At 70.9% G+C, this 13,819-nt stretch carries 15 protein-coding genes and 1 pseudogene; 8 read left to right on the top strand and 8 right to left on the bottom strand.

Annotation, left to right across the window (positions count from 1 at the left end; translation table 11 throughout):
• Positions 1–41: 41 nt before the first annotated feature.
• Both OG883_RS18580 and OG883_RS18575 read left to right on the top strand, forming a co-directional pair.
• A complete protein-coding gene (locus OG883_RS18580) occupies positions 42–254 on the top strand; it encodes a hypothetical protein (protein WP_266542325.1) in 213 nt (70 codons plus the stop codon).
• Positions 251–1,471, top strand: a complete 1,221-nt coding sequence (locus OG883_RS18575) for a glycoside hydrolase family 10 protein (RefSeq protein ID WP_266542323.1) — start codon at positions 251–253, stop codon at positions 1,469–1,471. The genes OG883_RS18580 and OG883_RS18575 overlap by 4 nt, the downstream gene beginning before the upstream one ends.
• 12 nt (positions 1,472–1,483) lie before the next feature.
• On the opposite strand, the gene OG883_RS18570 is transcribed toward OG883_RS18575, so the two are convergent.
• Together OG883_RS18570 and OG883_RS18565 are read right to left on the bottom strand one after the other, a co-directional pair.
• Complete coding sequence (locus OG883_RS18570) at positions 1,484–1,675, bottom strand: DUF1918 domain-containing protein (RefSeq protein WP_266542321.1); 192 nt, start codon at positions 1,673–1,675, stop codon at positions 1,484–1,486.
• A gap of 68 nt (positions 1,676–1,743) precedes the next feature.
• On the bottom strand, positions 1,744–2,640 hold the full coding sequence (locus OG883_RS18565) for a DMT family transporter (protein WP_266542319.1): 897 nt from the start codon (positions 2,638–2,640) through the stop codon (positions 1,744–1,746).
• On the opposite strand from OG883_RS18565, the gene OG883_RS18560 reads away from it, so the two are divergent.
• Both OG883_RS18560 and OG883_RS18555 read left to right on the top strand, forming a co-directional pair.
• A complete protein-coding gene (locus OG883_RS18560) occupies positions 2,639–4,084 on the top strand; it encodes a PLP-dependent aminotransferase family protein (protein ID WP_266542317.1) in 1,446 nt (481 codons plus the stop codon). The two genes, OG883_RS18565 and OG883_RS18560, sit on opposite strands and share 2 nt — an antisense overlap.
• 31 nt (positions 4,085–4,115) lie before the next feature.
• Positions 4,116–4,691, top strand: coding sequence for a histidine phosphatase family protein (locus OG883_RS18555; protein ID WP_266542315.1), 576 nt, complete (start codon positions 4,116–4,118; stop codon positions 4,689–4,691).
• A 76-nt stretch (positions 4,692–4,767) separates the two neighbouring features.
• On the opposite strand, the gene OG883_RS18550 is transcribed toward OG883_RS18555, so the two are convergent.
• The 4 genes from OG883_RS18550 to OG883_RS18535 all read right to left on the bottom strand — a co-directional run bounded on the left by OG883_RS18550 (position 4,768) and on the right by OG883_RS18535 (position 8,327).
• Positions 4,768–5,181 (bottom strand): PPOX class F420-dependent oxidoreductase, encoded by a 414-nt coding sequence (locus tag OG883_RS18550; RefSeq protein ID WP_266542314.1) that lies wholly within the window; start codon positions 5,179–5,181, stop codon positions 4,768–4,770.
• A 31-nt stretch (positions 5,182–5,212) separates the two neighbouring features.
• Positions 5,213–6,436, bottom strand: coding sequence for an RNA polymerase sigma factor (locus OG883_RS18545; RefSeq protein ID WP_266542312.1), 1,224 nt, complete (start codon positions 6,434–6,436; stop codon positions 5,213–5,215).
• A gap of 8 nt (positions 6,437–6,444) precedes the next feature.
• Entirely contained in the window at positions 6,445–6,798 is a 354-nt protein-coding gene (locus OG883_RS18540) for a YciI family protein (protein ID WP_266542310.1), read from the bottom strand.
• A gap of 767 nt (positions 6,799–7,565) precedes the next feature.
• Positions 7,566–8,327: a LysR substrate-binding domain-containing protein gene (locus OG883_RS18535; protein ID WP_266542308.1), complete on the bottom strand. Its 762-nt coding sequence runs from the start codon at positions 8,325–8,327 to the stop codon at positions 7,566–7,568.
• 58 nt (positions 8,328–8,385) lie between these two features.
• On the opposite strand from OG883_RS18535, the gene OG883_RS18530 reads away from it, so the two are divergent.
• Positions 8,386–8,790: a DUF5997 family protein gene (locus OG883_RS18530; RefSeq protein WP_266542306.1), complete on the top strand. Its 405-nt coding sequence runs from the start codon at positions 8,386–8,388 to the stop codon at positions 8,788–8,790.
• A 320-nt stretch (positions 8,791–9,110) separates the two neighbouring features.
• On the opposite strand, the gene OG883_RS18525 is transcribed toward OG883_RS18530, so the two are convergent.
• Positions 9,111–9,950: an alpha/beta fold hydrolase gene (locus OG883_RS18525; protein WP_266542304.1), complete on the bottom strand. Its 840-nt coding sequence runs from the start codon at positions 9,948–9,950 to the stop codon at positions 9,111–9,113.
• Between the two features lie 197 nt (positions 9,951–10,147).
• Here OG883_RS18525 and OG883_RS18520 point away from each other — a divergent pair, with 197 nt between their 5' ends.
• Positions 10,148–10,714, top strand: coding sequence for a hypothetical protein (locus OG883_RS18520; protein ID WP_266542302.1), 567 nt, complete (start codon positions 10,148–10,150; stop codon positions 10,712–10,714).
• A gap of 80 nt (positions 10,715–10,794) precedes the next feature.
• Positions 10,795–11,174 (top strand): annotated as a pseudogene (locus OG883_RS18515) (barstar family protein); the annotation flags it as partial.
• Here the strand turns inward: OG883_RS18515 and OG883_RS18510 are convergent.
• Positions 11,120–11,836, bottom strand: coding sequence for an SMI1/KNR4 family protein (locus tag OG883_RS18510; protein ID WP_266542300.1), 717 nt, complete (start codon positions 11,834–11,836; stop codon positions 11,120–11,122). The pseudogene OG883_RS18515 and the gene OG883_RS18510 overlap by 55 nt on opposite strands.
• Before the next feature lie 281 nt (positions 11,837–12,117).
• Between OG883_RS18510 and OG883_RS18505 the strand changes: the two genes are divergently transcribed.
• Entirely contained in the window at positions 12,118–13,686 is a 1,569-nt protein-coding gene (locus tag OG883_RS18505; RefSeq protein WP_266542298.1) for a hypothetical protein, read from the top strand.
• Positions 13,687–13,819 lie beyond the last annotated feature (133 nt).

Genomic DNA, 13,819 nt, shown 5'->3' with positions numbered 1-13,819 from the left:
GGGCATGCTGAGCGGATACGGCTTCGGGTAGCGAGCGCACCATGGAGGGCAAATGGGGCATTTCGACAAGCGAGTCGGTGAACGTGACAGTGAACGAGGCGGTCAACGCGGCGGTGAACGTGACGGTGAACACGGCGGTGAACGTGACGGTGAACACGGCGGTGAACGTGACGGTGAACGCGGCGCTGAACGCGGCGCTGAACACGGCGGCGAACGCACCGGCGGACCATTCGGGCGGCGGGGCTTTGTGGTGACCGCCGCCGCGGCGCTGGCCGCGCTGACGACGGCCGGGGACGCCGCCGCCCGGCCGGCCTCCGGGGCCGCGGACCGGCGGCATACGACGCGCCGGGAGTTCCGCGGGATGTGGCTCGCGACCGTCGCCAACCGCGACTGGCCGTCCAGGCCGGGCCTCACCGCCGCCCAGCAGCGCAGCGAACTCCTCGCCCACCTCGACACCGCCGTCGCCCGGAAGCTGAACGCCGTCGTCTTCCAGGTGCGGCCGACGGCGGACGCCCTGTGGCCCTCACCGTACGAACCCTGGGCGGAGTACCTCACCGGCGTACAGGGACGGCATCCCGGCTGGGACCCGCTCGGCACCGCTGTGCGCGAGGCCCACCGGCGCGGCCTGGAGCTGCATGCCTGGTTCAACCCGTACCGTGTCGCATCCCACACCGACCCGTCCCGGCTGGTCGAGACCCATCCTGCCCGGGTGCACCCGGAGTGGGTCCTTCCGTACGGCGGGAAGCTCTACTACAACCCCGGCATCCCCGAAGTCCGCCGCTTCGTCCAGGACGCGATGATGGACGCCGTCCGCCGCTACGACATCGACGCGGTGCACTTCGACGACTACTTCTACCCGTATCCGGTCGCCGGCCAGGTCTTCGACGACGAGGAGACGTACGCGCGCTACGGTGCCGGCTTCCCGGACAAGGCCGCCTGGCGGCGCGACAACATCGACCGGCTGGTGCGCGAAACGGCTGCCAGGATCAAGAAGGCGAAGAAGAACGTCCGCTTCGGCATCAGTCCTTTCGCCGTGTGGCGCAACGCCGCCACCGATCCGCTCGGATCGGACACCCGGGCCGGCGTACAGACCTATGACGATCTGCACGCCGACACCCGCACCTGGGTGACACGGGGCTGGATCGACTACATCGTTCCGCAGATCTACTGGAACATCGGCTTCTCTCCCGCCGATTACGCCAGACTGCTGCCCTGGTGGAACGAGGTGGCACGGGGCACGGGCGTCCACCTCTACATCGGTGAGGCCCTCTACAAAGCGGGCGCTCCCGGCCAGCCGGCGCCCTGGCAGGACCCCGGCGAACTCTCCAGACACCTCACGCTGGCGCGCGACTACACCGAGGCGCGCGGCCATTGCTTCTTCTCGGCCAAAGAAGTCATGCAGGACCCGGTCGGCGCGATGGCCAGGGTCGTGGCCGACCACTATCCGACCAGGGTGCGGCCGCCGAACTGAGGCGGCTTTCGTTCAGGCCTTCTCGTCGTGGCGTACGACGGTGTCGGGACCCGGTGACATCAGTGCCTCGTGCCCGTCCTGGAAGCGGACGCGATACGGGGGGGTGCCCTCGGGACCCAGCACCTCAACAACTTCGGCGCGCTTGTCGTGCTGTCCCACGGTCCGGCCGTGCATCAGCAGGGTGTCGCCCACGTTCGCTTGCATCGGGAGTGACCTCCTCGAAGGGGATGGTCTGTGTTCCGAGTCTACGGCCGGGGGTGGGAGTTGCACCCTCAGGCGCGGGCGCGCTGCGTGAGTGCGATGCACACCAGGACGGCGACGGCCGCAACCGGAGCGGCGGGCGAGAGCCGCTCGTCCAGCAGGGACACCGACCAGATCAGGGTGAGGAGCGGCTGGGCGAGCTGGAGCTGGCTGGCCTTGGCGATACCGATCGAGGCCATGCCCCGGTACCAGACGTACAGACCGAAGAAGGTCGATCCGGCCGCGACCCAGACCAGCCCGATCACCCCGTGTGCGGTCAGCCGGACCGGCTCGAAGGCGAGGGCGACGGCCGAGCCGGCGAGTGCGAGGGGCAGGCAGAGCATCAGCGCCCAGCCGATCACCTGCCAGCCCGGCATCCGGCGGGCCAGCCGGCCGCCCTCGGTGTAACCGGCCGCGCACACCAGCAGTGCGCCGAAGAGATACAGGTCACCGGCCTGGAGCGCACCGCCGCTCTGCTGCACGGTGAAGGCGATCACCACCGCGGCCCCGGCCAGCGCCGCCACCCAGAAGCTGCGGGAGGGGCGCCGCCCGGTGCGTACGGCGGCGAACGCGGCGGTGGTCAGCGGCAGCAGACCCACCACCACGGCGGCGTGCGAGGTGCTGGAGGTCTGCAGGGCGAGGGTCGTCAGCAACGGGAAGCCCACGACCACACCGCCGGCGACCACCGCGAGAGGGGCCCAGTGCCGGCGGTCGGGCAGCGGCACCCGCATCGCCAGCAGAAAGCCGCCCGCGACGCATGCGGCGAGCACACTCCGTACGGCGACCAGGGACCAGGGGCCGAAGCTCTCCAGGCCCCAGACGGTGGACGGGAAGGTGAGCGAGAACGCGACGACGCCGAGCGCGGCGAGGAGGGTGCCGCTGCTGACCGCTATCGCGGTGGTGGGAGTAGCGCTATCCTGTGCTGTCATGCACGAGCGTAGCAGTGTGGCTGAACTGGCCAATTCTCTGAAGCAGGAGCTCGACCGCTACTCACCTGGTGGGAAGCTCCCGTCGAGCCGGGCACTCGTCGAGCGCTACCGGGTCTCGCCGGTGACCGTCTCCCGGGCGCTCGCGCAGCTGGCCGCCGAGGGCCTGGTCGTCACCCGTCCCGGGGCCGGGGCCTTCCGGGCGCAGCCCCGTACCGCCGCCCCGCCGCCCGGGGACACCTCCTGGCAGGAGGTGTCCCTCAGCGCCGACGCCGCGACCGAACTGGTGCCGCGTGCCGTGGACGCCTCCGGGGTGCTGGTCACCCTCGCCGCGCCGCCGCCGGGTGTCGTGGAGTTCAACGGCGGCTATCTGCACCCGTCCCTCCAGCCGGAGCGGGCGATGGCCGCCGCCCTGGCGCGGGCGGGGCGGCGGCCGGGGGCATGGGGGCGGCCGCCCATCGACGGGCTGCCCGAACTGCGCGAGTGGTTCGCCCGCGGCCTCGGCGACACCCTCGGCACCGCCGATGTCCTGGTCACGGCGGGCGGACAGTCCGCGCTGACCACCGCCCTGCGAGCGCTTGCCCCGCCCGGCGCCCCGGTCCTGGTCGAATCGCCCACCTATCCGGGCATGCTCGCCATCGCGCGCGCCGCCGGGCTGCGGCCGGTGCCGGTCCCGGTGGACGCCCAGGGCGTACGCCCGCAGCTGCTCGCCGCCGCCTTCAAGGCCACCGGCGCCCGGGTCTTCGTCTGCCAGCCACTCTTCCAGAATCCGACCGGTGCGGTGCTCTCGCCGGAGCGCCGCCCCGAGGTGCTGCGCATCGCACGCGAGGCGGGGGCCTTCGTCGTCGAGGACGACTTCGCGCGCCGCATGGCGCACGAGGACGCGGGCCCCCTGCCCCCGCCGCTCGCCGCCGACGACCACGACGGGGTGGTCGTCCATGTCAGCTCGCTCACCAAGGCGACCTCGCCCAGTCTGCGGGTGGGGGTCCTGGCCGCACGTGGGCCGGTCCTGGAGCGGCTGCGCGCCATCCATGTCGTCGACAACTTCTTCGTACCCCGCCCGCTCCAGGAAGCCGCTCTCGAACTGGTCGGCTCACCGGCCTGGAACCGTCATCTGCGCACGGTGGCCGCGGAGTTGAGGGCGCGCAGGGATGCGACGACCGCCGCCCTGCTGCCGGCCCTGCCCGGATTCACCCTCCCGCACATCCCGTCCGGCGGCTACCACCTCTGGCTGCGCCTGCCCGACGGCGCGGACGAGGCCGCCCTGGTCTCCGTGTCCCTGCGCGCGGGCGTCGCCGTCGCCCCTGGTCGGCCCTACTTCTGCGCCGAACCCCCGGCCGGGCATGTGCGGTTGAGTTTCGCGGGCGTGGCGGGCCCGGCCGAGATCGCCGAAGGCGTGCGGCGGCTGCGGAGTGCGTGGGACGAGGTGGCGGCGGCGGCCTCTTGACCTGCGTGGCTTTCGCCACCACGATCACGCCATGAGTGTCCGGATCACGCTGGTGGCTGCCGCCCGCAGCTCCTCCCTGCTCGCCGAGCGCTTCGACGACGACCGGCCGCTCGATCAGGCCGGCTGGCACGAGATACAGCTGGCGGCGCATGCGCTCGTACCGCTGAACGCTGCCGAGCTGCGCTACTGCTCGCCGACCGCCCGTAGCCGGGCGACCGGCGAGGCCCTCGGCTTCGCGCCGCTCGCCCAGCCCGCGCTGCGCGACTGCGACATGGGCCGCTGGCGCGGTTTCACCCTCTCGGAGGTCACGGCCCGCGAACCGGCTGCCGTCGACGCCTGGCTCACCGATTCGCGCTCCACGCCGCACGGCGGCGAGTCGCTGCTCGCCTTCATCTCGCGCATAGGGGGCTGGCTCGACACCCGTCCCGCCGAGGACGGCAGCGTCATCGTCGCGGTGACCGAGCCCGCGGTCGTACGGGCGGCTCTGCTGTACGCACTGAAGCTGCCGCCCTCGGCGTACTGGAACGTGGACGTCCGCCCGCTGTCGACGGTCACCCTGACGGGCCTGCCGGGCCGCTGGAGCCTGCGGCTGGAGGCGTCGGCGTGAGCGCGGGGATGCCCACAACCGGCCCGCGGGTGTCCCTCGTCGGCACGCGGGGATGCCCCGCGGTCCGCAGTGTCGCTCATCCGCCCGCGGCGGTCCCCACCACACGCTGGGGAGTGATCCGGATGACGATGCGGACGACCTCCGGCGGCAGCTCCAGATACTCCTGACCAGCACCTGGCCCTTCGTACTGCTCGGCCAGTGCCGCGGCGACCCGGCGCCGGGTGTCCTCGGTGACGGTGGCGATACCGCGCACCTCGACGTACTGGAGCGGATCACTCGGGTCGTACACGCTCAGGCTGACCCGCGGTTCGTTCCGTATGTTCTTGTCCTTGCGGCGGCCGGCCTGCGAGGAGACGACCAGGTCGTCCCCGTCCACTCCCACCCGGACGACCGAGGTCCGAGGGCTTCCGTCGGGGTGGACCGTCGCGAGGATCGCGGGGTTCGGAGCGTCGAGCAGTCCGCGTGCGGAATCACTGAGCGGGATTGACATGATCAGGAGCGTAGGGCGGGCAAGAACCGGCTCAACGGGCAGACTCCCGGCGGCGTTCCAGGAAGTCGCGTTCGGCCGTGTTCTCGGTATGGGCGATCGCCGCCTCGTACGCCAGTGCCGCCTCGGCGCTGCGACCGAGGCGTCTGAGCAGATCGGCCCGGATCGCGTGGAAGACGTGGTACCCGGCAAGGCCGGGGCCGAGGCCGTCGACGAGGGTGAGCGCCGCTTCCGGTCCCTCGACCTCGGCCACCGCGACCGCGCGGTTGAGGGCCGCGACCGGGCTCGGCGCGAGCGCCAGCAGCTGGTCGTACAACTGCAGGACCTGTTGCCAGTCCGTGTCGGCCGCGACCGGCGCATCGCTGTGGACGGCGTTGATCGCCGCCTGGATCTGGTACGGGCCGGGGCGGTCGCGTCGCAGGCACTGCCGCACGATCGCCTGGCCCTCGGCGATCAGCCGCTGATCCCACAGAGCGCGGTCCTGATCGGCCAGCAGCACCAGCTCGCCGTCCCGCGTGGTGCGGGCGGCCCGGCGTGACTCGGCGAGGAGCATCAGCGCGAGCAGGCCCCTCACCTCCGGCTCGTCGGGCATGAGCTCGGCCAGCAGCCGTCCCAGGCGCACAGCCTCCGCGCAGAGGTCCTCGCGGACGAGCCGGTCGCCAGAGCCGGCGGTGTACCCCTCGTTGAAGATCAGGTAGACGACGGCCAGCACGGCCCGCAGGCGGTCCGGCAGCTCGGCCTCGCTCGGGACCCGGTAGGGGATCCGGGCGTCGCGGATCTTGCCCTTCGCCCGGACCAGCCGTTGGGCCATGGCCGGCTCGGCCACCAGGAAGGCCTTGGCGATCTCCGCCGTGGTGAGCCCTCCCAGGAGCCGGAGTGTCAGCGCGACCTGGGCCGCCGTAGCGAGCGAGGGATGGCAGCAGGTGAAGATCAGGCGCAGCCGGTCGTCGCGCACGGGTCCCTCCTCGGCCGGTTCGTCGCGGGCCTGCAAGAGGGCGGCCTGTGCGTGCCGGAGCTCGCGGGAGGCCTCCCGGCGGAGGCGGTCGATCGCCCGGTTGCGGGCGGTGGTGATGATCCAGCCGGCCGGGCTCGGGGGCAGCCCGGCCGACGGCCACCGCTGCACAGCCTCGGCGAACGCGTCCTGGACCGCCTCCTCGGCGATGTCGATGTCACCGAAGACGCGGACCAGGACCGCGACCGCGCGGCCGTACTCCTCGCGGAAGACGCGCTCTGCCGCCGATGCGGAACCCTCGGGCATGCCGGATGTCACTCGCAGGTTCCGTGCTCCAGTGGCCTGACCTCGATCGGGAGAGTGATCGCCCGGGCGAGCTTGCGGCCCCATTCGAGCGCGGCGTCCAGATCGGCAGCCCGGATGACGGTGAACCCGCCGATGTGTTCCTTGCCCTCGATGTACGGGCCGTCGGTCGTGAGCACCTCGTTGTCCTTCAGCCGCACCACGGTGGCGGTGCCGGGCGGATGCAGGCCCCCGGAGAACACCCAGGCGCCGGCCGCCCTGAGCTCGGCGTTCACGGCCTCGAGGTCCCGCATGATCGGTTCCAGGAACTCGGGCGGCGGCGGGTCTCCGTCGGGCTGGTAGATGCTGAGCAGGTACTGCTTCATGGCTGTTCCTCCTTGGCGGGAGTCTTCGTCACGGCGGGCTCCGGTCCGGCCTCTCACCTTCTACCGGTCCGGCCTCTCACCTTCTATACGAACGGCAGCGAGCCGGATCGACAGGAGAGGCCGGCGCGGTGGTCATCCGTTTCCCGTTCCGTGCTCCCCGTGCCACACCCGGCTCCAGGCCGCGTGCCGGCCGCCGCCGGTCCCGCAGATGTCGAGACGGCCGCCGGCCGCCGGCCGCCGGACGCACTCAGGGCGCACGCCTCTGCTTCGTGCCCGTCGAGACGTCGTGCCCGTCGAGCACTCCGTACGGGCCCGCCACATCATGGGCCCGAATGCGTTGCTCGGCGTGGAGCAAGGCCGCACGGGACACCGGCCCCGTCCGTGCTCGCGAGTGGCCACCGCACATACCGCCGGGTACGTATGGCGGCACCTCACCGGAAGGCCGGCATGCGGCGGCTCGGCTTCGCCTACGAGGACATCATCGGGGCCGAGCCGGCGCCTGGCGGACGCGATCGTCGCCCACGGGAACGCGAAGCTCGGCCTGGTGCAGAGCCTCTGCGGCGGTGCCTGTCACTTTGCCGGCCGCCTGTACGCAGACTGGACGCGGATTCAGTCCCGGCCTGTACGCAGACTGGACGCGGATTCAGCCCCGGCCCGGAGCCGCGACGCGGTGGAGTACTCACTCTCGATCGCGGAAGCCCGGGTGAGGCGCCGGAATCCTGCCGGGCCGAGCGCGGCTGCGCCGACCGTCGTGCGCGCCGCCGGGGCTAGGACGAGCGGCGAGGTTTGCCGCGCTTGCCGCCTTTGGGGCCGCCGGAACCGCTCCGTGGGCTCTTGCCGGTCGACTTGCCGGGTGCGGGCTTCCGTCGTGCGCCGCTCGTGTCGGCGCGCTTGGGCTTCGGCTGTGCCGGGGCCGGAGAGCGCCCCCGTGAGCTGTTGACCGTCCGCCCGCGGACAATCCCGATGAAGTCCTCCACCAGTTCGGTGGTTTCGTCCTCGGGCCACGACAGCGCGATGCGCGACTCGGGTGCGTCCGAGACCGGCCGATACGTGAGGTCCTTGCGGTGGTGCAGGCGGGCGAGTGACTGCGGGACGACGAGTAGTCCCACTCCGGCTGCCACCAGTTCGACGGCGTCCGCGGTCGTGGCGGGGCGCTCGTTCGCGGGCCGTCCCGGCAGACGCTCCCAGTCGAGGGTGTCGTCGAGGGGATGCAGCACGATGTCGTCGGCAAGATCCTCGGCGGACACCTCCTCGACCGCTGCCACGACGTGGTCCTTCGGGACCACGACGACCGTGGTCTCCGTGTAGAGGGGGATCGCGCTGAGGTCCGTCCGGTCGATCGGCAGTCGCACGAAACCCGCGTCGGCTCCGCCGCTCCGCAGCACGTCACATGCTTCGGTGGCGGACACCGCGACGAGGGTCAGTGGGACGTCGGGCAGCCGCTCGTTCCAGATCCGCACCCACTTGGTGGGCGTCACCCCCGGGACGTACGCGAGCCGGAACGAAGGGGATACTTCCGAGCCTGTCACTCCGCCAGGTTACCGGTCGTGGTCGGAGGTAGCGCACACGCTCGATACTCTTGACACCATGACGTCGCACCAGACCACCCAGACGATGAAGCCCGCCACCGCGGCAAAGAAGCTGGGTGTGTACCTCGAGGCCACCCCCGCCGAGTTCCAGGAGGGTGTCATCTCGCGCGCCGAGTTGAGTGCGCTGCAGGCCGATCCGCCCGAGTGGCTGCTGGAACTGCGACGCAACGGCCCGCATCCGCGCCCGGTGGTCGCGGCGAAGCTGGGCATCTCCATCGCGGGGCTTGCGCGTGGCGGGGTCACGGACGCCCTGACCACGGAGCAGATCGACGCGTTGAAGGAAGCCCGTCCCGAGTGGCTGCAGCGGGAACGCGCCACCCAGGCCGAGGTCCGGAAGGAAACGGTGCGGATCAAGGAGAAGAAGGCGGCGCGCGGCGACCAGCCCCGCGGGCCGCGTTCCTGACCTCCGCGCACCGGCACCGACCGGCCGCTTCACACGCTTCCAGATGTCGTGCGTGTGATCAGCTCAGCGAGCTCGCGCGGCCCGCTCTCCAGTTCGCTCCGCAGGAACTGGAGAGCTTCGCTGTGCCCTGAGCGCCGTCCTGAAGCCGTCCTCTAACAGGAACTCATGGCTGCTGCGGTCTGCCGGCAGTAGAGGCGACTCGCAGGGCACCTGATGAGCGCCATATGCCCGGCGATGCCATCGAGAAGGGGCGCGTGGACAGCGTCGGCCCGGCCCGGGCGGCAGGTCGGTGTTCGATCGGCACCCTCGCAACGCAACCTTCATCCCAGGAACGTCGCGGTCCTCGCCACGAACCGGTCAGCATCATCGAGCCACGGATAGTGGCCCGCTTCCGGCTGAACGACGAGCTCGGCGTTCGGGAACAGCTCCGCGAACTCGGCCACGACGCTCGCAATCGAGTTCAGGTCGACCTCGCCGGCAAGCAGCAGCACCGGCGCGTCGAATACGCCGAGTGCCGCGCGAGTGGCGTCCGGGTCGTATGCGCCCTCAGCGCCGAAGGCGGCTGCGGCCTCGTCGTTCCGACGGCCGTCCTGGGCCGCTTGGTGGGCTTGTGCCGCCGCATCCCATCGGCCGTAGAAGAAGGGGTCGATGGCCTTCCAGCTGTCGTCGGTGGCGTTGCCGGCCACGATTGCTTCAAGAGCTGCGAAGGCCGCTCCGAACCAGGGCTCGTCCTTGCGGAGCTGCGCGGTCTCGAGCCGGGACTCCCCGGTGGCCGCGATGCCGACGGCCATGGTGCTCGGAGTGATCAGGGCCAGCTTGCCGACGCGTTCTGGGTGCCGGGCCACATACAGCGCCGCGAGGTTCGCGGCGGCGCAGTGCGCGAGCAGGTCCACCCGGTCGAGACCAAGGTGCTCGCGCAGAGCCTCGACATCATCGACAAGTCGGTCACAGCGGTACGAGGTGGCATTCTCCGGTATCGCGGACTGGCCGGTGCCCCGAGGGTCCACCATGACCAACTGTCGATGAGCCGACAGGCCGCCGAGTTCACCGAGGTACATGGAGTCCAGCATCGGGCCGCCCGGCAGGCAGATCACCGGGATGCCCTCTCCGAACACGTGGTAAGCGAGGTCGGTTCCATCATGTGCGGAGAAGGTGGGCATGGCGGAGATCCTGTCAGCGGTGTTCCGGCCACGGCAACGGACTGTCCCGACGGGTTGCAACGGAACCCACCGGCCGCGCCGGTTCCGCCGTATCGAAAGCCGGGGCATCGCCCAGGTCTGCGAACTCCTCGCCCCGGCGCGGAGTTTCCGACCCGAACTGGACGCGAGGAGACCGCGCGTCTGGCAGGATCCCCTCCGTGTCGAACATTTCATCGATTACGTACGCGCGGATAGGCGCGATCCTTCACGAGATCGGCATGGTGCCCAAGGAGAAGATGCGCAGCGTCCTTGAAGACGCCGCCGACTACGCGGGCGACGAGCTGGATCACTACGGGGCGGCCAGTGCCCTCGAGGACTTCGGCGTGGCGGTCTCGGTCCACGCCGACGACATCGACTCCATCTACGGCGACTACGGAAGCCTGCTGGCAGAGGCTGCCGAGGTCGCCGGCGGCAAAGTCACCCTCACCAACGTTCGGATCGTCGAGGGCGAAGGTGATTTCGAGGGCGGCCGCTTCGATCTTTTGGAGTTCGAACGAAACGGCAGGCTCGTGTCCATCCGCGCCGAGCACTTCGCGGACGACTACTACGACCACGAGGCGGCCTGCGAGGCCATCGCCGAGACCGCCCCTGACGACGACCCCCGCTCATGGCGCTACGTCGACTTCGAACGCAAGCCGAGCGCCGGCTACGACAGCATCATGGTCCTCGCCACGCCCGAGCAGGCTGAAGCGCTGCACAAGCACCTGGGCTTCACGTTCCTCTGATCGGTGCGTGATCGGTTTCCACGGGCTTGGCATCGGCGCACCGCGGCTGCGGTGAAACCCTGCTCCATGCTCCAGCCAGTGCCTGGCACCCGTCGGCACGCGGCGCGGATCTGATCGACCTGTGGCTGGAGCTGGAGCTGGACGGCAGGCTCTTCGCGCCCGTTCCGGAGCACGCCCGGCCGGTCTGGGATCGATGGCTCGCCGGGCCGCCGGAGACACCCGGCGCCTGGGCCGGCCTCGACACCCGGCAGCGCGGGGCCTGGCTGGACCTGGGCCGGGAGAGGGCCTGCCGACGCGTGCACCTTGACCGGCCGGCCGGTCATGCGTACGAGTTCGACGGCCGGCAGATCACCGACGTCCAGGGCCTTGTCCGGCGCTCGGCGAGGCGGTGAACGGACCGGGCGGCTACTTCGGCGGCTGCCTGGACGCCCTCACCGACTGCCTGCGCGGCACCTTCGGGAAGGGCACCCAGCCCTCCGGGGGGTCGTCGGGATGCCCCCACGTCAGGCCGCCGTGGGCGAGGCCAGGGCGGTACCCGTCCAGCAGGTGCGGGACCTCAAGCGCGTCCGCCGTCTCCTCCAGGTAGACCGTCAGCGATTCGTACTTCGGCCTGCGGTCTCCGTCCCCCCATGACCACACCTCTCCGCTGTCGGCGTCCAAGAACAGCCCGTACCGCCTGTAGTCCGCAGCCCACGAGGCGAACGGCGTCCAGTGCGGCTTCCAGTAATCGTCGCCGTCCTTCCTGCGGAACCGGTATTCCTCGATGGCGCCTTCCGTCGGCAGCAGTGCCCAGTTGTCCATCAGGAACACCTCGCGGCCGGCGTCGCGCACCACGCCGTCGCGCAGCCGCCACAGTGCTTGCAGCGCGGCTGGTACGGGGCCGGTCACCGCCGACAGGACGGCGGATATCTGCCCCTCCGAAGCGCCGGGCCGCAGCGTGGCGTGGGATGCGGGGGCGTGTTCGCGCAGCCACGTCTCGATGCGCTGCCAGGCTTCCGTCACCTGGCGGGCCTCGATGACTTCTGTGGCCGGGTCGAGGACCAGCTCGGGCTCCGGCTCCTCAGGGAGAGGAACGCCGGGAGTCTCGTAGTAGAAGTGGCGGGGTCGTTCTTGGCTGCTCACTGATTCCTCTTCTCTGCGGTCTTGCCGTCATGCTGCCTGGGCGGTCGTCGCGCGCCCGGTGGAGGGGCCGATCCCGCGCACGGTCCGCTCCGCAGGTGCAGCGCGTGACCGTGCACTTGAGGGCACTCTGAATTTCGCCGGGCCAAGTCTGACGCTCAGCCGGGCCAACTACAGCGCCAACCGGGCCAACTGAAGCACTCAGGGCGTGGCCGGATGCGCGAGGAACTCATCGACGTTGAAATCCACGAGCGATGCGATCACGGTCCGGGCAGGATGCCCCTGTGAACCATGTCCTGTGCGGGCTCGCCGCCAATCCGGCCCTGCCGTCCGAGCTGGTCGACCGGCTGATCGCGGTCGCGGACGCCGACATCGCCGCGGACCTCGCTGATCGCGCGGACCTCAGCCATGCGCAGGCGGTCGCGCTGGCCTCGCGCGTTGAGGAGAGCGCTGTGCAACTCGCGTACGAGGGGCGGCTGACCACCGCCGACATTGATCCGGTGGCACAGCCGCACGCCGCGCTCGCCTTGCTCAACGAGCAGGCCGGCAGCCCGGAGTGGGCGCGCCTCTTCGCGGTGGATCCGGTCGTCGAGCGCCGGGAGAAGCTGGCCGCCTGCTCCGGCCTCCCGCCCGATGTGGTGGAGACGCTCGCTGCCGACCCGGACGTACGGGTCGTCGCGGAGCTCGCGTTGTGGACCACGCCGGACATGGCCGCCCGGCTTGCGGGGCATCCGCATGCCGAGGTCCGCCGCGCGGTGGCGGCCAACGAGGCGACGCCCCCGGCCGTACTGGCTGCGCTGATCACCGGCGAGGGGCTGCCTCCGGCGCAGCGGTGCCTGGTCTGCGACCGCGAAGAGACACCGTTCGTACACGGTTCGCAATGCTCGCGGCTCGACTGCGATCTGCTGCCCGGCGCCTCCTGCGACGGCTCTCACGAATCCATCGTGTACGAGATGCAGCGGATGGCGCTGCGGAATCCGGCCACACCCACCCAAGCCGTCGTCGGCTTCGCCGACCACCCCTCGATGCTGCTGCGCTGGGCGCTCGCCGCCCGCCCCGACCTGCAGTCGGAGGTGTGGGGACAGCTCGCCGGTGACCCCGTTCCCGGTGTTCGAGCCGACCTCGCCGAGAATCCCGCGATCGACGACGCACTGATCCGCGCGCTGGCCACCGACCGTGGTCACGACGTGCAGCGCAGGCTCGCACACAACCCACATGTGGCGCTCGACGTACTCACCTCCTTGGCCGGGGCTGCCAGGATCGGACCGACTCTGCTGCCGCGGATCGCCTCCGCCTCTCCCGCCGAGGTCACGGAGCTGGCCAAGTCGCCGAATCCGGCCGTGCGGATGCTTCTGGCCGAGCGGCGCGATCTGCCGGCCGAGATCCGCGACGGTCTGGCCGCTGACCCCGACGCGAAGGTGGTCAAGTCCATCGCGCCGCACCCGGGCCTCTCCGAAGCTCAACTGCGCGCCATGGTGGACCGCCACGGAGCCCAAGTCGTCGCCAAGGTGGCAGCCAACCCGGACGCGACTCCGGCGCTTCTGGAGCACCTGACCCGCCACAACCCCTCGGTACACAAAGCGCTCCGCCAGGTTGCCCGGCATCGCAATGCGACGGCCCTGGCCCTGCTCGCCTGCTTGGCGGACAAAAAGGCGAGGCCCATAGCCGCCGGCCATCCGGCACTACCGGTGACGGTCATCGTAGAACTGCTCACCGACACCGACTGGAAGGTGGTGGAAGCAGCGGCCGCCAACCCGTCGCTGCCGCTTGCCGTGATGGTGGATCTGATGCGCCAGCTGTCACTGCCCTGCCACCCGCAGCCGCCAACAAGATCTGGGAACCGCCATCTATAGCTGGGGGTCGCATCGGGGCCACCCGGGTGGCGGCTGCGTCGATCGCTCGGGCGAGGGCCGTCAGAATGGGTCGAGGCGTCGCTTGAGCAGGCAGAACTCGTTGCCTTCTGGATGGCACCAGCGGTGCGCTCCG

Origin of the sequence: Streptomyces sp. NBC_01142, assembly GCF_026341125.1 — a bacterium.
Classification (GTDB): Bacteria; Actinomycetota; Actinomycetes; order Streptomycetales; family Streptomycetaceae; genus Streptomyces.
This window is presented reverse-complemented; position numbering and strand designations above follow the sequence as displayed.